The organism is Lysinimonas soli, assembly GCF_042655435.1.
Classification (GTDB): Bacteria; Actinomycetota; Actinomycetes; order Actinomycetales; family Microbacteriaceae; genus Lysinimonas; species Lysinimonas soli.
The window spans coordinates 1-20,382 of sequence record NZ_JBHSMG010000003.1; the positions used below are offsets into that span (position 1 = coordinate 1).

Annotated in this window: 20 protein-coding genes; 12 read left to right on the forward strand and 8 right to left on the reverse strand. The window is 71.7% G+C overall.

Features of this window, described 5'->3' with window-relative positions; translation table 11 throughout:
* The first annotated feature begins 154 nt into the window (after nucleotides 1–154).
* The 4 genes from panC (at nucleotide 155) to ACFPJ4_RS11770 (ending at nucleotide 3,047) form a co-directional block, all read left to right on the forward strand.
* A complete protein-coding gene (gene panC, locus ACFPJ4_RS11755; RefSeq protein ID WP_386740633.1) occupies nucleotides 155–1,054 on the forward strand; it encodes a pantoate--beta-alanine ligase in 900 nt (299 codons plus the stop codon).
* Between the two features lie 5 nt (nucleotides 1,055–1,059).
* The gene (gene lysS / locus ACFPJ4_RS11760) at nucleotides 1,060–2,583 is read left to right on the forward strand and encodes a lysine--tRNA ligase (protein WP_386740634.1); all 1,524 of its coding nucleotides are present in this window, start codon (nucleotides 1,060–1,062) and stop codon (nucleotides 2,581–2,583) included.
* A gap of 14 nt (nucleotides 2,584–2,597) precedes the next feature.
* Nucleotides 2,598–2,738, forward strand: coding sequence for a hypothetical protein (locus tag ACFPJ4_RS11765; RefSeq protein WP_386740635.1), 141 nt, complete (start codon nucleotides 2,598–2,600; stop codon nucleotides 2,736–2,738).
* A gap of 114 nt (nucleotides 2,739–2,852) precedes the next feature.
* Entirely contained in the window at nucleotides 2,853–3,047 is a 195-nt protein-coding gene (locus ACFPJ4_RS11770) for a hypothetical protein (protein WP_386740636.1), read from the forward strand.
* Nucleotides 3,048–3,057: 10 nt separating this feature from the next.
* Here ACFPJ4_RS11770 and ACFPJ4_RS11775 read toward each other — a convergent pair whose 3' ends face one another.
* Genes ACFPJ4_RS11775 through ACFPJ4_RS11790 form a run of 4 tightly spaced genes read right to left on the reverse strand, consistent with a single transcriptional unit; the run spans nucleotide 3,058 to nucleotide 7,398 of the window.
* A complete protein-coding gene (locus ACFPJ4_RS11775) occupies nucleotides 3,058–4,053 on the reverse strand; it encodes a pirin family protein (protein ID WP_386740637.1) in 996 nt (331 codons plus the stop codon).
* Nucleotides 4,050–5,402, reverse strand: coding sequence for an aspartate aminotransferase family protein (locus ACFPJ4_RS11780; protein WP_386740638.1), 1,353 nt, complete (start codon nucleotides 5,400–5,402; stop codon nucleotides 4,050–4,052). Before ACFPJ4_RS11780 ends, ACFPJ4_RS11775 begins: the two co-directional genes overlap by 4 nt.
* Nucleotides 5,402–6,481 (reverse strand): phosphotransferase, encoded by a 1,080-nt coding sequence (locus ACFPJ4_RS11785; RefSeq protein WP_386740639.1) that lies wholly within the window; start codon nucleotides 6,479–6,481, stop codon nucleotides 5,402–5,404. Before ACFPJ4_RS11785 ends, ACFPJ4_RS11780 begins: the two co-directional genes overlap by 1 nt.
* A gap of 23 nt (nucleotides 6,482–6,504) precedes the next feature.
* Nucleotides 6,505–7,398, reverse strand: a complete 894-nt coding sequence (locus tag ACFPJ4_RS11790; RefSeq protein ID WP_386740640.1) for a cytochrome c oxidase assembly protein — start codon at nucleotides 7,396–7,398, stop codon at nucleotides 6,505–6,507.
* A 252-nt stretch (nucleotides 7,399–7,650) separates the two neighbouring features.
* Between ACFPJ4_RS11790 and ACFPJ4_RS11795 the strand changes: the two genes are divergently transcribed.
* The 4 genes from ACFPJ4_RS11795 (at nucleotide 7,651) to ACFPJ4_RS11810 (ending at nucleotide 12,586) form a co-directional block, all read left to right on the forward strand.
* Nucleotides 7,651–10,167: an ATP-dependent Clp protease ATP-binding subunit gene (locus ACFPJ4_RS11795; protein ID WP_386740641.1), complete on the forward strand. Its 2,517-nt coding sequence runs from the start codon at nucleotides 7,651–7,653 to the stop codon at nucleotides 10,165–10,167.
* A 268-nt stretch (nucleotides 10,168–10,435) separates the two neighbouring features.
* Nucleotides 10,436–10,966 (forward strand): amino-acid N-acetyltransferase, encoded by a 531-nt coding sequence (locus ACFPJ4_RS11800; protein WP_386740642.1) that lies wholly within the window; start codon nucleotides 10,436–10,438, stop codon nucleotides 10,964–10,966.
* Between the two features lie 67 nt (nucleotides 10,967–11,033).
* Nucleotides 11,034–11,651 (forward strand): hypothetical protein, encoded by a 618-nt coding sequence (locus tag ACFPJ4_RS11805; protein WP_386740643.1) that lies wholly within the window; start codon nucleotides 11,034–11,036, stop codon nucleotides 11,649–11,651.
* 44 nt (nucleotides 11,652–11,695) lie between these two features.
* Nucleotides 11,696–12,586, forward strand: coding sequence for a PfkB family carbohydrate kinase (locus ACFPJ4_RS11810; protein ID WP_386740644.1), 891 nt, complete (start codon nucleotides 11,696–11,698; stop codon nucleotides 12,584–12,586).
* Between the two features lie 17 nt (nucleotides 12,587–12,603).
* On the opposite strand, the gene radA is transcribed toward ACFPJ4_RS11810, so the two are convergent.
* The 3 genes from radA to ACFPJ4_RS11825 are packed head-to-tail and all read right to left on the reverse strand — an operon-like array spanning nucleotide 12,604 to nucleotide 16,181.
* Nucleotides 12,604–13,953: a DNA repair protein RadA gene (radA, locus tag ACFPJ4_RS11815; protein ID WP_386740645.1), complete on the reverse strand. Its 1,350-nt coding sequence runs from the start codon at nucleotides 13,951–13,953 to the stop codon at nucleotides 12,604–12,606.
* Between the two features lie 9 nt (nucleotides 13,954–13,962).
* Nucleotides 13,963–15,513, reverse strand: a complete 1,551-nt coding sequence (locus ACFPJ4_RS11820) for a sensor histidine kinase (protein ID WP_386740646.1) — start codon at nucleotides 15,511–15,513, stop codon at nucleotides 13,963–13,965.
* Complete coding sequence (locus tag ACFPJ4_RS11825; RefSeq protein WP_386740647.1) at nucleotides 15,510–16,181, reverse strand: response regulator transcription factor; 672 nt, start codon at nucleotides 16,179–16,181, stop codon at nucleotides 15,510–15,512. Before ACFPJ4_RS11825 ends, ACFPJ4_RS11820 begins: the two co-directional genes overlap by 4 nt.
* Before the next feature lie 114 nt (nucleotides 16,182–16,295).
* Between ACFPJ4_RS11825 and ACFPJ4_RS11830 the strand changes: the two genes are divergently transcribed.
* The 4 genes from ACFPJ4_RS11830 to ACFPJ4_RS11845 are packed head-to-tail and all read left to right on the forward strand — an operon-like array spanning nucleotide 16,296 to nucleotide 19,581.
* The gene (locus ACFPJ4_RS11830; RefSeq protein WP_386740648.1) at nucleotides 16,296–16,658 is read left to right on the forward strand and encodes a hypothetical protein; all 363 of its coding nucleotides are present in this window, start codon (nucleotides 16,296–16,298) and stop codon (nucleotides 16,656–16,658) included.
* The gene (locus ACFPJ4_RS11835; RefSeq protein ID WP_386740649.1) at nucleotides 16,651–16,998 is read left to right on the forward strand and encodes a hypothetical protein; all 348 of its coding nucleotides are present in this window, start codon (nucleotides 16,651–16,653) and stop codon (nucleotides 16,996–16,998) included. Before ACFPJ4_RS11830 ends, ACFPJ4_RS11835 begins: the two co-directional genes overlap by 8 nt.
* Before the next feature lie 13 nt (nucleotides 16,999–17,011).
* Nucleotides 17,012–17,911 (forward strand): FAD:protein FMN transferase, encoded by a 900-nt coding sequence (locus ACFPJ4_RS11840; RefSeq protein WP_386740650.1) that lies wholly within the window; start codon nucleotides 17,012–17,014, stop codon nucleotides 17,909–17,911.
* Nucleotides 17,908–19,581 carry a 2Fe-2S iron-sulfur cluster-binding protein gene (locus ACFPJ4_RS11845; RefSeq protein ID WP_386740651.1) on the forward strand — a complete coding sequence of 558 codons (1,674 nt, stop codon included), beginning with the start codon at nucleotides 17,908–17,910 and terminating at the stop codon, nucleotides 19,579–19,581. The genes ACFPJ4_RS11840 and ACFPJ4_RS11845 overlap by 4 nt, the downstream gene beginning before the upstream one ends.
* A gap of 176 nt (nucleotides 19,582–19,757) precedes the next feature.
* On the opposite strand, the gene ACFPJ4_RS11850 is transcribed toward ACFPJ4_RS11845, so the two are convergent.
* A complete protein-coding gene (locus ACFPJ4_RS11850; RefSeq protein ID WP_386740652.1) occupies nucleotides 19,758–20,372 on the reverse strand; it encodes a DUF5666 domain-containing protein in 615 nt (204 codons plus the stop codon).
* Between the last annotated feature and the right edge of the window lie 10 nt (nucleotides 20,373–20,382).

Here is a 20,382-nt window from a genome sequence, read left to right on the forward strand (position 1 = left end):
CCGACTTCCCCGCCCCGGCGTCCGCCGAGCCGCCCGCCCCCGCGCCCGCCGAGCCGCCCCCCCGCGCCCGCCGAGCCGCCCGCCGTCGGCGGCATCCCGCACAGTCGGTAGCATCGTTCGAGGCGTGACCGATGTCGGCACGCGAGGAGGCACCGTGAGCAGTCCCGGCCCCAGCAGGCCGGTCGTCGTCGAGACGATCGCTGCCCTCCGAGCGGAACTCGCCGGCCGCAATGGATCCGAGAACACCGACCCGTCCCGCACCGGCCCGTCGCGCACCGTCGCGCTGGTCCCCACCATGGGCGCCCTGCACGAGGGGCACCTGGCCCTGGTCGAGCGGGCGCGTGAGCTGGCCGACGTCGTCGTGGTGTCGATCTTCGTGAATCCGTTGCAGTTCGGGCCCGAGGAGGACCTCGACAAGTACCCGCGCGACCTCGGCGGCGACCTCGACGCACTCGCCCCCCACGGAGTCGGGTATGTCTTCGCTCCGACGGCCGCCGAGATGTATCCGGATGGCGACACCGGTACCAAGGTCACCGGCGGCGAGGTCGCGAACCTGCTCGAGGGCCGCACCCGGCCCGGCCACTTCGACGGCGTGCTGACCGTCGTCGCGAAGCTGCTCGGCATCGTCCGGCCCGATGTCGTGCTGTTCGGACAGAAGGATGCGCAGCAGGTCTTCCTCGTGCAGCGCATGGTCGCCGATCTCAACTTCGCGACGCGGGTGGAGGTGGTCGACACGGTGCGCGCGCCCGACGGCCTCGCCCTGAGCAGCCGCAACCGCTACCTCAACCCCGACGAGCGGCGCGCCGCACTCGCGCTCAGCCGCGCGCTCGAGGCCGCGGCATCCGCCTCGGATCGCGGCATCGACGCGGTGCTGGCGGCGGCCCAGTCGGTTCTCATGGATGAGCGCCTCGTTAAGCTGGACTACCTGAAGGTCGTGAACCCGCGCACCTTCCTGCCTGTCGATGACGGCTACCGGGGCCCCGCACGCGTCGTGATCGCCGCACGGGTCGGGCCGGCCCGCCTGATCGACAACGACGCCATCTACCTGAACTGAGCATCATGAGCGACGACACGCCCACGCCCGCCGTGCCCGAGAGCCCCGCCGAGCCCGAGATCTCGGTCGAGGAGATCGCCGAGCAGAAGGCCGTCCGGCTCGCCAAGCGGGAGCGGCTGATCGCCACGGGCGAGGCCTACCCGGTGTCGCTGCCGATCACCACCACGATCCCCGCGGTGCGGGCCGAGTTCGGCCACCTCGTCGCGGATGACGTGACCGGCGTCACCGTCGGCCTCGCCGGCCGCGTCGTGTTCAGCCGCAACACCGGCAAGCTCTGCTTCGCCTCGCTGCAATCGGGCGACGGATCGCGCATCCAGGCCATGGTGTCGCTCGCCGAGGTCGGCGAGGAGTCGCTCGAGCGCTGGAAGGAGTACGTGGATCTCGGCGACCACGTCTTCGTGCGCGGCGAGGTGATCTCGTCGCGGCGCGGCGAGCTGAGCATCCTCGTGACGGAGTGGGCGATCGCGGCCAAGGCCCTGCTGCCGCTGCCCAACCTCTACGTCGAGCTCAACGAGGAGACGCGGGTGCGCCAGCGCTACCTCGACCTCATCTCGCGCGAGCAGGCCCGCGCCAACGCCCGGGCACGGGCGCTCGCCGTGGCCTCGCTGCGGTCGACCTTCGCCGGGCACGACTACCTCGAGATCGAGACGCCGATGCTCCAGGTGATTCCGGGCGGGGCGGCGGCACGCCCGTTCACGACCCACTCGAACGCCTTCGACACCGAGCTGTACCTGCGCATCGCGCCCGAGCTGTACCTCAAGCGCGCCGTGGTCGGCGGCATCGATCGGGTGTTCGAGATCAACCGCAACTTCCGCAACGAGGGGGCGGATTCCACCCACAGCCCCGAGTTCGCCATGCTCGAGGCGTACCAGGCCTACGGCGACTACCACCAGATGGCCGACCTCACGCAGGAGCTGATCCAGAACGCGGCCCTCGCGGTCGCGGGTTCGCACGTGGTCACCTGGGCCGACGGCACCGAGTACGACCTCGGCGGCGACTGGGACCGGATCAGCATGTACGAGTCGCTGAGCGCCGCCGCCGGCGTGACGATCACGACCGCCACCGCGCTCCCCGAGCTGAAGGCGCTCGCCGATGCCCAGGGTATCGAGGTCAAGCTCGCCACCCACGGCAAGTACGTCGAGGAGCTCTGGGAGCACTTCGTGAAGGCCGATCTGGTGCGCCCGACCTTCGTCATGGACTTCCCCGTCGACACCAGCCCGCTCGTACGCGACCACCGCTCGATCCCAGGCGCGGTCGAGAAGTGGGATCTCTACATCCGCGGATTCGAGCTGGCCACCGGCTATTCGGAGCTCGTCGACCCGGTGATCCAGCGCGAGCGCTTCATCGAGCAGGCGGCTCAGGGTGCGCGCGGCGACGACGAGGCAATGCGACTCGATGAGGAGTTCCTGCGGGCTCTCGAGCACGGGATGCCGCCGACCGGTGGCATGGGAATGGGCATCGACCGGCTGCTCATGGCGCTGACCGGCCTCGGCATCCGCGAGACGATCCTGTTCCCGCTCGTCAAGTGACGTAGGGTCCGATCATGAGCACGCCCCCCGAACCGTCGTCGAACGGCGACAAGCCCAAGCTCTCGCCCACGCGCGTGGTGATCTGGATCGTCGTGGCCGGCATCGCGATCTACCTGATCGCCTCGGGCATCGTCGGCATCATCGCCAAGGGCTGAGGTGGACCGCCGCACCTCGCGCCTCGTCGCCATCGGCGGCCTGGTCGTCATGCTCGTCGTGATCGCGATCGTCTTCTTGGCGAACGCACATTGATGCGGGCGTAGCCTGGAGCCATGCCGACGGACTTCTGGGGTGGGATCATCTGGTCCCTCGCGCCCACGATCGTGATCGGGCTGCTGTTCTGGTTCATCATGCGCGCTCTGCTGCGCTCGGATCGCAACGAGCGCAAGGCGTACGCCAAGGTCGAGGCCGAGGAGCGCGCGCGTCTGGTCGCGAACTCGCCGGTCGAACCGGGCGGCCCCCGCTAGCCGCGTCGCGCTAGTCGCGCGGGCGCAGGCGCACGTTCGGCAGTTCCGGAGCCGGCAGGGCCTGCCCCGGGTAGCCGTCGACGTGACCGAACCGCCCGTTCGCCTCGGCACCGGCGATGACCTCGGCCTGCCACTTCTCGCGGAATGCGACGATCTCGTCGTGGCTGCGGCCGACGAAGTTCCACCACATCACGATCCGTTCGCCGAGCGGTTCGCCGCCGATCAGCAGGGCGCGTAGCGGCGCGTCGCCGGCCTCCACGGTGAGCGTCTCGGGTCCCGCGGGCACGACGCCCAGGTGGGTCGCCAGCACCTCGACGCCCTGCAGGCGGGGCGTGCCGGCATCCACCACCAGGCCGTGTTCGAAGCCGGGATCGACGGGGATCGTCACGGAACCGCCCGCCGGAAGGTCGAGCTGGGCGCCGAGCAGCCGCGTGAACGTCGTGACCGTCGAACTCTGCCCGAGCAGCGAGCCGAGGAACACCCGCAGCGTCGCGTCGCCGTGCCGGATGACCGGCGGCACGTAGTGCTCGAAGAACGGCGCGACGTGCCGGGAGCGGTCGGGGAGGGCGAGCCACAGCTGCACGCCGTGCAGCTCGCTCGTGGCCTCGGTCGAGACCTCGGAGTGCTGGATGCCGGCTCCCGCCGTCATCAGGTTGACCTGCCCCGGTTCGATCAGGGCCAGGCTGCCCGCGCTGTCGCGGTGCTCGATCTCGCCGGCGTACAGCCAGCTCACCGTCTGCAGCCCGGTGTGCGGATGCGGCGGCACGTTCATCGCGCCGCGCCCCGTCACCGGGGTCGGCCCGTACGAGTCGACGAAGCACCACGCGCCGACCAGGCTGCGCTTCTTCTGCGGCAGGGTGCGGCGCACGGTCATCGCGCGCGGACCGCCGAGCGGCACCTCGCGCGGCTCGAGCAGCTCGACCGGCGACGCGAGGTCGGCGGCGCTCTCGTCGATCGCGGGTTCGGCGACCAGCAGCTCGCTGGGATCCTTCTCGAGGTTGCTCACGACAGCTCCTTCAGCACGGCGTCGAGTTCGCCGACCAGCCTGCTCGCGTCGGTGTCGTTGAAGACGAGCGGGGGGCGGATCTTGAGGGTGTTGTTGCCGGGTCCGGATGCCGCGAGCAGGATCCGCCGCTGCCGCAGCGCGTTCACGACCTCGATCGCGAGGGCCTCGTCGGGCCGGCCGGCGTCATCCACCAGGTCGACGCCGAGGAAGAGGCCCTGCCCGCGCACCTCGCCGATGCGCGGCGAGTCGATCTGCTCGAGCGCGCGCCGCAGCCGGGGGCCGATCGCGCGCGCGTGCTCCACGAAGCGCTCCTCGCGCACGACGTCGAGCGTCGCCTGCGCGGCCGCGATCGAGACGGGATTGCCGCCGAAGGTGTTGAAGTAGCGACCGCGCGCCGCGAAGGCCTCGATGGGCGCGCGGCGCGCGACCACAGCGGCGACCGGATGACCGTTGCCCATCGGCTTGCCGAGCGTCACGATGTCGGGCTCGAGTCCGTAGCGCGCGAACCCCCAGAGCCCGAGGTCGGCGCCGTTCTGCCCGGCGGCGCCGGCGTCGTCGCCGCCGGCCGGCCCTGCGCCGGCCGACCCTCCGCCGAGGCGGCCGAACCCCGCCTGCACCTCGTCGGCGATGAACAGCCCGCCCGCGGCGCGGATCGCGGCGACGGCGAGCGACAGGCCGGCCGCATCCGGGAACACTCCGTCGGAGGCGAAGATCGTGTCGACGATGAGCGCCGCCGGGCGGATGCCGACCAGCTCCAGGTCGGCGATCGCCGAAGCGACCGCCGCGTGCAGATCGGCGCCCCCGCCGGGGGCGTGCGCAACCCGGGTCCACGGCGCGAGCGAGTCGACGCCGCCGAGCGAGGGCGAGATCGCCGCGACCTCGGTCGTGCCGCCGTGGTAGGCGTTGCGGGTGACGATCACGCCGCCTCCGCCGGTCGCCGCCTTCGCGATCCGCAGGGCGAGGTCGTTGGCCTCCGACCCCGAGCAGGTGAACATGACGTGCTCGAGCGAGCCGGGGAAGGTGCCGAGCAGGTCTTCCGCGTAGGCGATCGTCGCCTCGTCGAGGTACCGCGTGTGAGTGTTGAGGCGCGCCGCCTGTTCGGCGATCGCCGCGACCACGCGGGGGTGGGCGTGGCCGACCGAGGGCACGTTGTTGTAGACGTCGAGGTACTCCACGCCGGCGCGATCCCACACGTAGGCGCCCTCCCCGCGCACCAGTTCGAGCGGTTCGCGGTAGAAGAGGCGGTAGGCGGGGCCCATCGCGGCGGCGCGGCGGCGCACCAGTTCGGCGGTTCGCGGGGCGAGCTCGTCGGTGTCGGCGGGATCGAAGTAGGTCGAGGGGCCTGCCATCATGAGCCTTCCGCGAGGGCGCGTGCGAGTTGCGCGCGGGTGTGGGCGATGTTGCGTCCGAGGTAGTCGGCGTTGCCCGGCAGCTCGCGGGCCAGCCAGGAGCCGAGCAGGATCCGCTGCACCAGACGGCCGACCACGAGCCCGGGCAGCAGCTCGCGTTCGAGCGGCTCGAGGGGGAGCACGCTCTCCCAGCCCGCCACGAGACCGGCCAGGACCTCGGATGTCGCGACCCGCCCGTCGCCCGGAACGAGATAGCTCGCCGCCACCGCCAGGTCGAGCGCGCGGGCGGTGCGCACGACGTCGCCGAAGTCGAGGATCGCCGCCACGCGGACTCCCGCCCCGGGCGCCGAGTCCGACACCAGCAGGTTGTCGAGGTTGCCGTCGTTGTGGATGACCTGCTGCGGCAGCTCGTCGAGCCGCGGCGCGACGGTGCGCGCGAAGCGGTCGAAGGCGTCCGTGACGGGAGCCGGGTCGTCGACCGCCTCGAGCAGCGCTCCGAGCTCGGGCAACCGGGCGACGTCCCAGGCGAGGGCGCGTCCGTCGGCGGGGTGCGCGAATCCCTCGAGAGCGACGGTCAGGCGGGCCTGCGCCGTCCCGACCGCATGCAGCAGCGTCGGCGGGGGAGCGCCGTCGGGAGCGGCATCCGCGACGGCGTCGCGCAGCGGTCGCCCCGGCATCCAGCGGCTGAGCCGCGCGACCCGCCCGTCGGCCACGGGGAGCAGGCGGCCGTCGAGCGCCGGGATCGGGTGCGGCAGCGGCAGGCCGGCATCGCGCGCCGCCGCCCACTCGATCGCCGCGAGCTGCAGCTCGACGACGGCCGGGTCGTCGGCGGGATGGCTGATCTTGAGGGCGTACCGGCCGTAACCGCCGTCGATGGTGTCGGGGATGCCGGCCGCGTCGGCGGCCTCGGCGGTCTCGGCGGTCTCGACGAGGAAGGTGTCGTCGCGCTCCGTGTCGACCCGGACCGCACGGGCGGGCGTGAGGCCCCAGAGCGCGTGGGCGAGGGCCGCGGCATCCGCCTCGGTCGTCCGCTCGAACGGCGCCGCGAACTCGGTGCTCAGGAGCTCGCTCACCGCCATGCTGGAAGGCTACCCTCGCGACCTCAGCCTCGCGGATCGGACAGATGCTGCCGGGTCAGCTCCTCGAGCTGCTCGTCGGTCAGCTCGTCGAACTTCTTCTCCTCGCGCTTCTCGGAGCGCGTCCAGCGCACGAACAGCAGCACCAGGATCGGCACGTCGGCGATCTCGGCGATGAACCAGAGGAAGTCGCCGGCCAGGTGCTGATCGTGCACGGGATTCGGCCACCAGCTCGCCGCGCTCGAGACGGCGGGGCCGATCAGGGGGGCGTGATCGAGGATCGCGTCGTTGAGCCGCATGACGATGCCCGGCACCGCATCGATCACCAACTCGACGAAGGCCAGCAGGAACTCGACCGTGATGAACAGGCTCGTGCGTCCACCCGCGTTCTCGACGATCGGCAGCACCATGATGAGCCCGAGCAGGGGGATGACGATGCTCATCGCCGAGTTCAGCGCGGGGGTGCCGCGCAGCACCCAGGCCGCGGGGGTGAGGAAGACCGAGAACACGATCGCCGAGAACAGGGTGGCGAAGATCGCGTTGCCGAACAGGCGCAGCAGGCGGGTGCGCAGCATCCATTCGAGTCGGGCGACGCCGCTCTCGCCGAGCGACGCGCGCAGCAGCCCGATCGGCCGGCCCGCGCTGATGCAGGCCGGGATCACGAACAGCAGCAGCGCGATGCGGGTGGTGAAGGCCCACCGCAGATCGTGGCTGTACGCCCCGAGGAAGCCGAACTCGACCACCGCGAACGAGCCGAGCCCGAGCAGCAGGAACGCGAGCGTGAACCGCAGCGGCCAGCGCCCGCCGCGTCGCCGCACCCGCACGACACCGGCCGCATACAGGGCCGCCGCGAGCAGGATCGCGGCGAGCGCCACCGGATCGAGCCGCCAGGTGGCGAAGAAGACGGAGATGGACGGCACGGTCAGGATGCTACGCCCGCCGGTCTGAGCCCGGGCCGGGGGAGACCGTGGCCGGTTCAGGAAGAAACGGCAGGTGTCTCACTCTCGGTCTCGTGACGTCCGATTGTTCCTGAACGGGCTCCTGGTGACGGCGGGGTGACGGCCGGGACACGTCTCACGCCCACGGCGAACACGGGACTTCTGAGCCGCCCCCGTCGTTACTCTCGATGTATCGGAGCCGCCCCTGCTCGGCTCCGGAGGAGCAAAGAGAAGATGTTCGAACGGTTCACGGATCGCGCCCGTCGGGTGGTCGTCCTCGCCCAAGAAGAGGCGAAGATGCTCAACCACAATTACATCGGCACCGAGCACATCCTGCTCGGCCTCATCCACGAGGGCGAGGGAGTCGCGGCCAAGGCCCTGGAGTCCCTCGGCATCTCGCTGGATGCCGTGCGCGAGCAGGTGCAAGACATCATCGGCCAGGGTCAGCAGCAGCCGACCGGCCACATCCCCTTCACGCCGCGCGCCAAGAAGGTGCTCGAGCTGAGCCTGCGCGAGGCGCTGCAGCTCGGCCACAGCTACATCGGCACCGAGCACATCCTGCTCGGCCTGATCCGCGAGGGCGAAGGCGTCGCGGCGCAGGTGCTGGTCAAGCTGGGCGCCGACCTGAACCGCGTGCGCCAGCAGGTCATCCAGCTGCTGAGCGGCTACCAGGGCAAGGAGCAGGTCGCGGTCGGCGGCAACGACGCGACGCCCGACAAGGGCTCGCAGATCCTCGACCAGTTCGGCCGCAACCTCACCCAGGCCGCGCGCGACGGCAAGCTCGACCCGGTCATCGGCCGCGAGAAGGAGATGGAGCGGGTCATGCAGATCCTCTCCCGTCGCAGCAAGAACAACCCGGTGCTGATCGGTGAGCCCGGCGTCGGCAAGACCGCCGTCGTCGAGGGCCTCGCCCAGGCGATCGTGCGCGGCGACGTGCCCGAGACGCTGAAGGACAAGCAGCTCTACACGCTCGACCTCGGCTCGCTGATCGCGGGCAGCCGTTACCGCGGCGACTTCGAGGAGCGCCTCAAGAAGGTCACGAAAGAGATCCGCACCCGCGGCGACATCATCACCTTCATCGACGAGATCCACACGCTCGTCGGTGCCGGTGCCGCCGAGGGCGCGATCGACGCGGCCAGCATCCTGAAGCCGCTGCTCGCCCGCGGCGAGCTGCAGACCATCGGTGCGACCACGCTCGACGAGTACCGCAAGCACTTCGAGAAGGATGCCGCGCTCGAGCGCCGCTTCCAGCCCGTGCAGGTGCACGAGCCCACGCTGCCGCACACCATCAACATCCTCAAGGGGCTGCGCGACAAGTACGAGGCGTTCCACAAGGTGTCGATCACGGATGGCGCGATCGTCGCCGCCGCGAACCTCGCGGACCGCTACGTGAGCGACCGCTTCCTGCCCGACAAGGCCATCGACCTGATCGACGAGGCCGGCGCACGCCTGCGCCTGTCGATCCTGTCGGCCCCGCCGGAGCTGCGCGAGTTCGACGACAAGATCGCCGGAGTGCGCGCCAGCAAGGAGGCCGCGATCGAAGACCAGGACTTCGAGAAGGCCGCCAGCCTGCGCGACGAGGAGAAGAAGCTGCTCGGTGAGCGGCTGCGCCTCGAGAAGCAGTGGCGTGCGGGTGACGTGGCCGCCAGCGGCACCGTCGACGAGGGCGTGATCGCCGAGGTGCTCGCGAACGCGACCGGCATCCCGGTGTTCAAGCTCACCGAGGAGGAGAGCTCGCGCCTGATCTTCATGGAGAAGGCCCTGCACGAGCGCGTGATCGGTCAGGAGGAGGCCATCTCGGTGCTCGCCAAGACGATCCGCCGCACCCGCGCCGGCCTCAAGGACCCGAAGCGCCCCTCCGGCTCGTTCATCTTCGCCGGCCCCACCGGCGTCGGAAAGACCGAGCTGGCCAAGGCGCTCGCCGAGTTCCTCTTCGACGACGAGAACGCGCTGATCTCGCTCGACATGAGCGAGTACGGCGAGAAGCACACCGTCTCGCGGCTGTTCGGTGCCCCTCCCGGGTTCGTCGGCTTCGAAGAGGGTGGCCAGCTCACCGAGAAGGTGCGCCGCAAGCCGTTCAGCGTCGTGCTCTTCGACGAGATCGAGAAGGCGCACCCCGACATCTTCAACTCGCTGCTTCAGATCCTGGAGGAGGGACGTCTGACGGATGGTCAGGGCCGCGTGGTCGACTTCAAGAACACCGTGATCATCATGACGACCAACCTCGGCACGAAGGACATCACGGGCGGGCCGGTCGGCTTCACCATCGAGGGGAGCGCCGAGAACTCGTACCGGGCCATGCGCGCCAAGGTGGTCGAGGAGCTGAAGAAGCACTTCAAGCCGGAGTTCCTGAACCGCGTCGACGAGACGATCGTGTTCCCGCAGCTCAGCAAGGAGGAGCTGCTCCAGGTGGTCGGGCTGTTCATCGGCCGGCTGTCGGAGCGCCTGCTCGACCGCGACATGACGATCGACATCACGGATGCCGCCAAGTCGCGCCTGATCGAGATCGGCTGGGACCCGACCCTCGGCGCCCGACCGCTGCGCCGCGCGGTGCAGCACGAGGTCGAGGACGCGCTGAGCGAGCGGATCCTGCACGGCGACCTCAACGCGGGCGACCACGTGCACGTCGACTACGTCACGGATGCCGCCGGGCTGGGCGAGTTCGTCTTCACGACCGGGCGTCAGCCGGGCCGCGAAGAGACTCCGGCCAAGGAGCTCCCGGCCGCGGTGGGAGCCGTCGAAGCCGAGTAGCGTCTCAGCTCACGACGAGGGCGGTGGTTCTGCGGAACCGCCGCCCTTCGTCGTCCCGCCCCGCGCCGCGATCCGGCATCCCCGATCGCACCTGCCGAATGAAGGAGATTCGGCACGTGTCGGCGCATCCGGGCGCATCTCACGACGGATTGCGATGCATCTCCTTCATTCGGCAGGTGTCGGCGGCGGGGGCGGCGGGGGCGACGGGCGCGAAGGGGAGGCGGCGGAGGCCGCCGGGTCGGAGGCGGGGCACTTGTAGGGTGGCAGCGTGACCTCTGCGGCCCCGACCTCGGCAGCCCCCGGCTTCGCGGTGCGCCGCGCCCGTACCACCGACGTGCCCGCGATCGACGCGCTGATCGAGCCGCTCGTGCAGCAGCGCATCCTGCTCGGAAAAGACCGGGTCGTCTTCTACGAGGCCGTACAGGAGTTCCGCGTCGCCGAGACCGCCGACGGCGAGCTCGTCGGATGCGGCGCTCTCCACGTGATGTGGGAGGACCTCGGCGAGGTGCGCACTCTGGCCACGGCTCCCGCCTGGCGTCATCGCGGCGTCGGGCACGCACTGCTGGAGCGGATCGAGAACGATGCGCGCGAGCTCGGCCTGACCCGCCTGTTCTGCCTCACCTTCGAGACCGCGTTCTTCGAGGGACACGGCTTTCGCGAGATCGGCGAGGGCGTGGTGTCGGCGGATGTCTACGCCGAGCTGGTGCGCTCGCCCGACGAGGGCGTCGCCGAGTTCCTCGACCTGGCCAGGGTCAAGCCGAACACCCTCGGCAACACCCGGATGCTGAAGCAGCTGTAGCAGCGCTTCATGCGCGGTCGCGGCGGGTCAGCCGCCCGTCGCACCAGGCCGGGCTTACCCTGTCGGCATGTCGACGATCCGCAATCCGGTCGGCCCGCAACCGCCCTCGGTGTATTGGCGCCGTCGTCTGCTGCTGCTGCTCGTGATCGTCGCGGTCATCGTCGTGGTCATCCTCATCGTGGTCCGACCGGGATCGGGCACTCCGGGCGCGACGCCCAGCCCCTCCCACACGACGAGCCAGAAGCCGTCCAGCTTCGCGAGCACGGGGGCTTCCGGTAACGCAAGCGCGTGCGATCCCTCGGTCGTCACGCTGCAGCCCGTGACGGATGCCGCGAGCTACGCCACGGGGGCGCAGCCGCAGCTCTCGATGACGATCACCAACTCGGGCGCGAGCGCCTGCAGCTTCGATGTCGGAACCGACGCCCAGGTGTATGTCATCACGAGCGGAGCCGACCAGATCTGGAGCTCGAAGGACTGCCAGACCGCTCCCGCCGCCAACGTGCAGGTGCTGCAGCCAGGCAAGGCGGTGTCGACGACCCCCTTCGCGTGGGATCGCACCCGCTCGTCGAAGACCACCTGCACCACGAACCGGCCCGCGGTCACCGCGGGAGGAGCCAGCTACCACCTCTCGGTGCAGCTCGGCGCCGCCAAGTCGGCGGGCACCAGGCAGTTCCTGCTGCAGTAGTCCGCGGTCGTCCCGCGAGCCTGGGGCGTGCCAGGATCGACAGCATGACTGCCGCTGTGATCGTCGTGGGCTCGGTCAACGTCGACCTGGTCGCGGCGGGCGGTCGGATGCCGCGACCCGGCGAGACCGTGTCGATGGCGCGCTTCGCCGAGGCGCAGGGCGGCAAGGGCGGCAATCAGGCGTCGGCCGCCGCCGCCCTCGGAGCGCGCACCTACCTGGTCGGCGCGGTCGGCTCGGACCACTGGGGCGCGGCGGCCCGCGCCGACCTCGCCGCCCGCGGGGTGGAGGTGTCGGGGCTCGCGACGGTCGACGGCGCGACCGGCGTGGCCATCATCCTGGTCGATGACGACGGGGAGAACTCGATCGCGATCGTGCCGGGCGCGAACTCGGCCGTCACCCCCGTCGTGGTGGCCTCCGCCCTCGACGCGATCGACGAACCGCAGGCCATCGTCGTGGCCTGCCTGGAGGTGCCGCTCGACGCGGTCGAGGAGGCGGCGCGGGTGGCCGCGCGACGCGGCTGGGGCTTCGTGCTCAATCCGGCCCCGGCGCCGCTCGGCGCTCTGCCGGCCTCCCTGCTGGCTGCAGCGAGCGTGATCACCCCGAACGAGACCGAGCTCGAGTCGCTGGGCGGCGTCGCCGCTCTGCTCGCGGCCGGCGCGGGCGCGGTGGTGGTGACCCGCGGCGGCGAGGGCGCGGAACTGCACCGGGCCGGTGCGGCGCCGCAGCACATCGCGCCGATCCCGGCCGACGTGGTCGACACCACCGGCGCCGGCGACGCGTTCACCGCGGCGCTGGCCGTCGGCCTGGCAGAGGGACGAGCGCTGCCGGATGCCGTCAGCTGGGCCGCCGTGGCCGGCGCGATCGCGACGGAGGGCTTCGGTGCGCGGGGCTCGCTGCCCACCTCCGCCCAGGTGCAGGCACGCCTGCGCAGCTGAACCGCAGCCGCCGCCGCTCAGAACGCGGGCACGTCCACCCGCTCGCCGGGCGCGGTCGCGGCGAACGCCACCCGGATCGCCTCCTTGAGCGGTCCGGCCGTGCTGTCGACGATGGTGGTGTAGCCCAGGCGGCGGGCCTCGGCGGCACGCTGCTTCGCGGCCGCGACCGGCCGGATCTCGCCGGCCAGGCTGATCTCGCCTACCGCCGCGGTGGTGGCGGGCAGCGCCTGATCTTTCACGGCGCTGGCGATCGCGAGCGCGATCGCGAGGTCGGCGCCGGGCTCGGAGAGCCGGATGCCGCCCACGGTCGACACGTAGACATCCGAACTCGACAGCCGGAAGCCGCAGCGCCGTTCGAGCACCGCCAGCAGCATCGCGACCCGGGAGGCGTCGACCCCGTTGACCACCCGCCGCGGCTGGGGCGCCTGGGTCGCCACGATGAGCGCCTGCACCTCGACCGGCAGCGCCCGGCGGCCCTCGACGGCGACCGTGACGCAGGTTCCGCTCACGGCGGTGCCGCTGCGCGAGAGGAACAGCCCGCTCGGGTCGGAGACCTCGGCGATGCCGTCGCCGGTCATCTCGAAGCAGCCGACCTCGTCGGTCGGGCCGAAGCGGTTCTTCAGCGAGCGCACGAAACGCAGTGCGGTCTGCCGGTCGCCCTCGAAGCTGCAGACGACGTCGACGAGGTGCTCGAGCATCCGCGGCCCGGCGATCGACCCGTCTTTGGTGACGTGCCCGATCAGCAGCACGGGCAGCCCGCGCTCTTTGGCGACGCGGATGAGCGTGCCGGCGACCTCGCGCACCTGGGCGGGTTGCCCGGGTGCGCCCTCCGACATGGACGACGAGACGGTCTGCACCGAGTCGACGATCAGCAGCCCGGGCCGCACGGCGTCGACGTGCCCGAGGATCGTCGCAAGATCGGTCTCGGCGGCGAGGTAGAGCTCGTCGTCGAGGGCTCCCGTGCGCTCGGCGCGCAGCCGCACCTGGCCGGCCGACTCCTCGGCGCTGACATAGAGCACCCGGATGCCGGTGCGCGCCGCCCGCGAGGCCACCTCGAGCAGCAGGGTCGACTTGCCCACGCCGGGTTCCCCGCTGAGCAGGATCGCCGCCCCCGGCACGATGCCGCCGCCGAGAACGCGGTCGAACTCGGCGATGCCGCTCGGCCAGTGCGCGAGCGACTCGGTGCCGAGCTCGGTGATGGGTCGGGCTGCGCGCCCCTCGGGCACCGCCATGGCCCGCACCGAGGCGACGGGGGCGCCGCGCTCGACGACGGTGCCCCATGCCTGGCATTCGGCACAACGGCCGACCCATTTCAGGCTCGTCCAGCCGCACTCGCTGCAGGCGTAGGACGAAGTCGGGCGGGCCATGCGGTCAGCCTAGGCGGCACCGCCGTCGTCGCCCGGCGGCGTGCCCGGCGTAGTGGACGACTGGGTGCCCGACTGGGCATCCGGGGTGCTGCCCGGCGCATCCGCCGCCGTCGTCGCCGATCCGTGCCGCCGGTCGTGCCCGTCCCGCGGGCCGCGGGCTCGCTCCGGCACCCACCCGGCGAGGAAGTCGGCCTGCGCGTCGAGCCCGCCGCCCGGTCGGTTGGCGAGGCGCACGGTCGCTCCGCTGGCGCCGGCCAGTTGCGCGACGATCGACAGGCCGAGTCCGCTGCCGCCCCCGGTCCGGCCTCCGCGCCAGAAGCGGTCGAACGCGCGGTCGAGGTCGGCGGTCGCCATCCCCGGCCCGGCGTCGAGCACGTGCAGGGTGGCCCCGTGAGCGCCGGCGTCGACCCGCACGGTCAGGCGCGATCCACTCGGGCTGACGCCGAGCGCGTTGTCGATGTAGTTGTCGACGATCTGCTCGACCGCCGGCGCCGAGGCCAGCACGACGGCCGAGGCGGCCCCCTCGTAGCCGACGGTCACCCCCGATTCCTCGCCCAGGGCGCGCCAGTGCTCGACCCGGTCGCGGGCGATCGCGGCGATGTCGGTCGGGGCGACCGCGGCGATCGAGCCCTCGCCGCGGCTCAGCTGCAACAGCCCCTCGACGAGGGTCTCGAGCCGATCGGCCTCGGACTCCGCGGCGGCGATGCGGGCGACCGACTCGGCCGGGTCCACCCCGACCAGTTCGCGGGCGCGCTCGAGGCGCAGACGCAGGGCGGTGAGCGGCGTGCGCAGCTGATGGGAGGCATCCGCGGCGAAGCGACGCTGCTGGTCCAGGGCCGAGGCGAGGCGCTCCGCCATCGCGTTGAACGACCGGGAGAGCGATCTCAGCTCGGGCGCCCCCGTGCGCTCCTCGGCGCGGACGGCGAGATCGCCCTCGGCGAAGCGCTCGGTCAGCTCCGTGAGCTGCCGAAGCCGTCGAGTGACGGTGCGCGACAGGATCAGACCGATCGCCCCGGCGAGGACGACCGTCGTCACCGCGACGATTCCGAGCGCCGCGACCTTGGAATTGACGGCCGAGTCGACGACGCCGGCCGGATAGGTGAGCCGCACCGCGCCGAGCACGCGATCGCCGCTCAGCACCGGAACGGCCACGTAGAGCAGCTCTTCGGAGAGCGTCTTGGAGTAGCGGGTGCCGTTGGCGATCTGCCCGGTCAGCGCTGTCGCGATCTCGGGGCGTGAGGCGTACGACGATCCGACGGCGGTCGTGTCGTCGTCGCTCGTGACGATCGCGATGCCCTGGGCGTCGGTGACGACGATCCGGGCATTGTCGCTCGAGGCGCGGTACGTGCGGGCGAGCTCGGTGATCGCCGCGCGCCCGCTCTCGCTGGGTGTCTCGAGCGGTTGTTCGCTGCGACCCGCCAGCACGAAGGCGTCGCGTTCGAGCGCGGTCGTGATCCGGTCGTGCTCGGTGCTGGCGAGGTAGCCGCTCAAGGGCACGAGCAGCACGAGCAGCACGACCGCCGTGACGCCCATGAGGGCGACCATGAACCGCCAGGTCATGCGGGGATCTCGAAGCGGAAGCCCACGGAGCGCACCGATTCGATCCAGGCGGCCGAGCCGAGCTTCTTTCGCAGCGCCGCGACGTGCGCATCGAGCGTCTTGGTGGCGCCGAACCACTCGGTCTTCCAGACGCTGCGCAGGATGTCGGAACGCGGCCGCACGGCCCCCGGCTCCTCCGAGAGGTAGAGCAGGATCTGGTACTCGGTCGTGGTCAGGTGCACCGGTTCGCCGTCGAGGGTGATGCGCTGACCGCGCAGGTCGATGACGAGGGGACCCAGTCGGCGCTCGGTCGGCGCCGGCGTGGCGTCGGCCGAGGTGCGGCGCGTCACGGCCCGGATGCGGGCGATCAGCTCGCGGATGCCGAACGGCTTCACGAGGAAGTCGTCGGCCCCCATCTCGAGGGCGAGCACGCGGTCGATCTCTTCGCTCCGCGCGCTCACGACGATGATCGGCACGGTCGAGAACGACCGGATGCCGCGGCAGACATCCGTGCCATCCAGGTCGGGCAGTCCCAGGTCGAGCACGACGAGGTCCGGAGTACCGCTTCGCGCCGCATCCAGCCCCGCCGTTCCCGTGCTCTCGTGGCGCACCTCGTGGGCGGCTCCGGTCAGGGCGTCGACGATGCCGGCCGCGACCGAGGGGTCGTCTTCGATCAGCAGCACGCGCATGGTCCATTGTCGCGGGCGCATGCCGGGACGAGCTGGGTACGCGGGGTGGATCTTGGCCGTTTCTTGGATTTCAGCCGGGACGGCCTTCGACATCCGACCCGTAGCGTCGAAGGCATGAAGACACCCATCATCATCGCCCTGTCCATCGTCGGCGTTCTCGGCACCGCCGGAGCGGCGATGGCCGTCAACGCGGGAACGCTCGCGGGCTTCTCGCAGGGCAACGTCGGCAACGCCCCGAGCACCCTGGTCGGCACCTCGACGCCGATGCCCACCCCGACGTCGACCCGCACGCCGGAGCCGTCCGAGACCGCCGAGCCCGGGGACGACTCGAGCCACGTCGGCGGATCGACCGATGGTTCACGCCACGACGACGCGACCGAGCACAGCTCGACCGTGCCCAGCCCGACCCACCACGAGGACGACTCCTCGACCGGTGGCGACGACAGCGGCAGCGGTGGCCACGGCAGCGATGACTAAGCACCCCGCAGCATCCGCGCGTACGGCGGCGGGGGCGGCAACCGCCCTCGCCTTCGTCGGGCTCGTGGTCGGCTTCCAGACCACCGCGGCCGCGTCGACCGGCGCCGCCGGACCCACCTCGACGCCGGGCCCGGCGGGCACCGCGACGCCGACCGCGACAGCGACTCCCACGCCGGCGCCCGCGCCCGCCGCTCCGGCGCCCGCGGCCCCGGCACCGGCCGCGAAGGCCCCGAGCAAGCCGGCTCCCGCGCCCGCCGCCCCGGCTCCGGCCCCCGTGGCGAAGGCCCCGGCTCCCGCTCCGGCTCCTCCCGCGGCGTCGACCGGCTCGTCCGGGCACTGACCCGGAACGTCGCGTGATCGAGTCGCGGACCCTGTCCGCCATGGGCGGGCCCGCCCATCTGACCGTCAACGGGGGCCGGGCCGGGCTGCTCGACGAACTCGCCGAAGAGCTCGAGCGCCTCGACGGCCTGTGGTCGCGCTTCCTTCCGCACAGCGAGCTGTCGCGGCTGAACGCGGCGGCCGGCGAGACCGTCACGGTCGACCCCGCGACGGTCGGACTCATCCAGGCGATGCGCGACGGCCACGCCGAGACCGGGGGAGCCTACGATCCGACGATGCTGCCCGCGCTCGTGGCAGCGGGCTACGAGGCCTCGTTCCGTGATCCGGATCGGCGCACGGCGCTCGCCGACGGGGTGCGCGACGGCGGCGATCTCGCCGCGATCGAGATCGAGGGCACCCGGGTTCGGCTGCCGCGGGGCATGACCCTCGACTCCGGGGGGATCGGCAAGGGCTACGCCGCCGATCTGCTCTGCGAACGTGCCCTGCAGCGCGGCGCGACGGGGGTTCTCGTCGAGCTCGACGGAGACCTGGTCGTCGCGGGGGAGGCGCCGGTCACCGGATTCTGGACGGTCGGCGTCGAGCATCCGGATGACGCCACCACCCACGTCGAGACCGTCCGGCTGGCTGCCGGCGGGGTCGCGACCTCGGGCACCCGGCGCCGTCGCTGGTCGGTCGGCGACGAGGAACGCCATCACCTGCTCGACCCGCGCACGCTGCTGCCGGCCCGCACCGGGCTGCACGCCGCGACGGTCATCGCCGGCACCGGTGCCCGCGCCGAGGTGCTCACCAAGGCCGCATTCGTGCCCCCGCCGGAGGGATTCCTGAACTGGCTGCCGACCCGCAATGCCGCGGGCCTGGTCATCTCGACGGAAGGCGACATCCGCACCTCGTCCAACTGGGAGGACTATCGATGAACGACCCGCACATCTGGTGGTACGTGACGCGCTCCAGCGCGATCCTCGCCTGGATCCTCATGACGCTCGCGGTCGTCTGGGGCGTGCTGCTGTCGACCCGGATCTTCCGCAAGGTCGACAACCCCGGCCATCTGCAAGACCTGCATCGCTACTTCGGCGGGCTCTCGCTGCTCATGGTCGTGGTGCACGTCGTGTCGCTCATGCTCGACGGCTGGCTGCATTTCACGCCGTTGCAGGCGCTCGTCCCGTTCCAGGCGAGCTATCGCACCATCCCGGTCGCGCTCGGCATCGGGGCGCTCTACCTTCTCGTCGTCGTGTACGGCTCGTCGCTGCTGCGCGACCGGCTGCCTCCCCGCTTCTGGAAGGGCCTGCACTACGTCAACTACGGCGCCGTCCTGCTGATCGGATTCCACGCCGGACTCGCCGGGACGGATGCCGGCAGCTGGTGGTACTTCGCGGTCTCGGTCATGATCCTGTCGTTGACCGCGATCGCGATCATCGTCCGTCTGGTCATGAGTCAGAGCCCCTCCGGAGCGACCGGAGCGACCGGAGCTGCCGGGAGCGGCGCGATGGTCGCGGGGCAGGCATCCGCGCCCCGACCGCGCGCCGTCGGCCCGACCGCCGGCGGTGCGGAGCAGACGGCGCTGCTGGCGCAGCTGGGGTTCGCCCCCACCGCCGTGCTCGAGCGCTCGCCCTTCGATGTCGGTCAACGTCAGCCCATGATCGAGCCGCCCGGAACCGCGTCCGGCATCTCGACGATGATCGTCGCGGCCTCGTTCGAGCTCGCGGTCGGCGTGCGCGGGCTGCGGCTGGTGCCGGCCGGCGGCGCCGAGCTGCCGCCGTGGCATCCGGGAGCCCACCTGACCCTCGAGCTGCCGAGCGGCGAAACCCGGCAGTACTCCCTGTGCAGCGATCCGGCGGATCGGTATCACTACGACATCGCCGTGCTGCGCGAGCCGGACTCGCGCGGCGGGTCCCGCTGGATCCACGAGTCGCTGCACCCCGGCATGGCGGTGCGCGTCTGGCAGCCGCGCAATCACTTCCCGCTCATCGCGGCCCCCGAGTACCTGTTCGTCGCGGGCGGCATCGGCATCACGCCGCTGCGCTCGATGATCGAGTCGCTTCCCGAGCGGCGGGAGTGGAAGCTGATCTACCTGGGCCGCAGCCGTTCGACGATGGCCTACCTGCCCGAGCTGCTCGAGCGGTACCCCGGCCGCGTCTACGTCTACGCCCGCGACGAGCACCCGGATCGGCTCAACGTCGCCGAGATCGTCGCCGGGTTGGGCGGCGAGGTGTTCTGCTGCGGACCGGAGTCGCTGATCGCCGACGTCGAGTCGGCGACGCCGCCGAGCCGGTTCCACGCCGAGCACTTCGAACCGGTGACGCGACCGGTGATGATCGCGCAGCCCCTGCGGATCTCGCTCGCCCGCAGCGGGGTGGAGCTGACGGTGCCCGAGAACCGCAGCGTGCTCGAGGTGCTCGAGGAGAACCGCGTGCCCCTGCTGGCCTCCTGCCGCCGCGGCGTGTGCGGCACCTGCGAGGTGCGCGTCACCGGGGGAGTGCCCGAACATCGGGACTCGGTGCTGGGCGATTCCGAGAAGGACGAGCTCGGGATCATGTTCCCCTGCGTCTCGCGGGCGCGCGGCGACCGCCTGGTGCTCGACATCTGAGCCGCGGGCGGCGTGGCGTCGGGGTCACGCCGCCCGCTTCACCCCGTCTGCTCGTCTGCTCCGACCAAATGAAGGAGAATCCAGCTCCCGGTCCGAGGGTTCGTGGGTTCTCGAGCGCTGGAGCGACGATCTCCTTCATTTGACCGTTAGCTCGGGGGCGATCTCCTCGTCGACCGCTAGTTGCCCGGCGCCGCGGTCGCGTCGGAACCCGGACGGCCGCCGAAGCCGCCGAGGCCGGCTGTGCCCTCGGCGATGCGTGTCGCGGTGATGTTGCCGCTGGCATCCTTCTGACCGATCACGGTGATGGTCTCGCCGGCCGCGAGCCTGTCGACCGAGGTCGTGGCGGTCTGGGTCACGGTCGTGTTGCCGCTCGTGTCGACCTTCACGGTCGAGCCGTCGGCGAGCTTGACGGTCAGGGTGCTGCCGTCGATCGAGGTGATCGTGCCGGCCGTGAAGCCGCCGCGCGCGGCCGAGCCGCCGGTGCCGCCGCCCGGAACGCCGACGCCCCCCTCCCGATTTCCGAAGCCGCCCCCTGCCCCGAATCCGCTGCGCACGTTGCTGGCGTTGCTGGCGCTCGCGGTGCTCTGACCGATGAGCACTCCCGCCACCCCGCCGACGATGAGTGCGGCGACGAGCGCGAGAGCCGGGGTCAGGTACTTGGTCCAGCGCGCCTTCGGTGCGGCGGCGGCCGGGACGTCGATGGGAGCGCTCGCCGGGACGGCGGGCCCGGCGACGGGTTGCGACTCGGCGGGTGGCTCAGCGGCGGCCGGGGTGATGTTCTTGTCTGCCATGTGAGGTGTT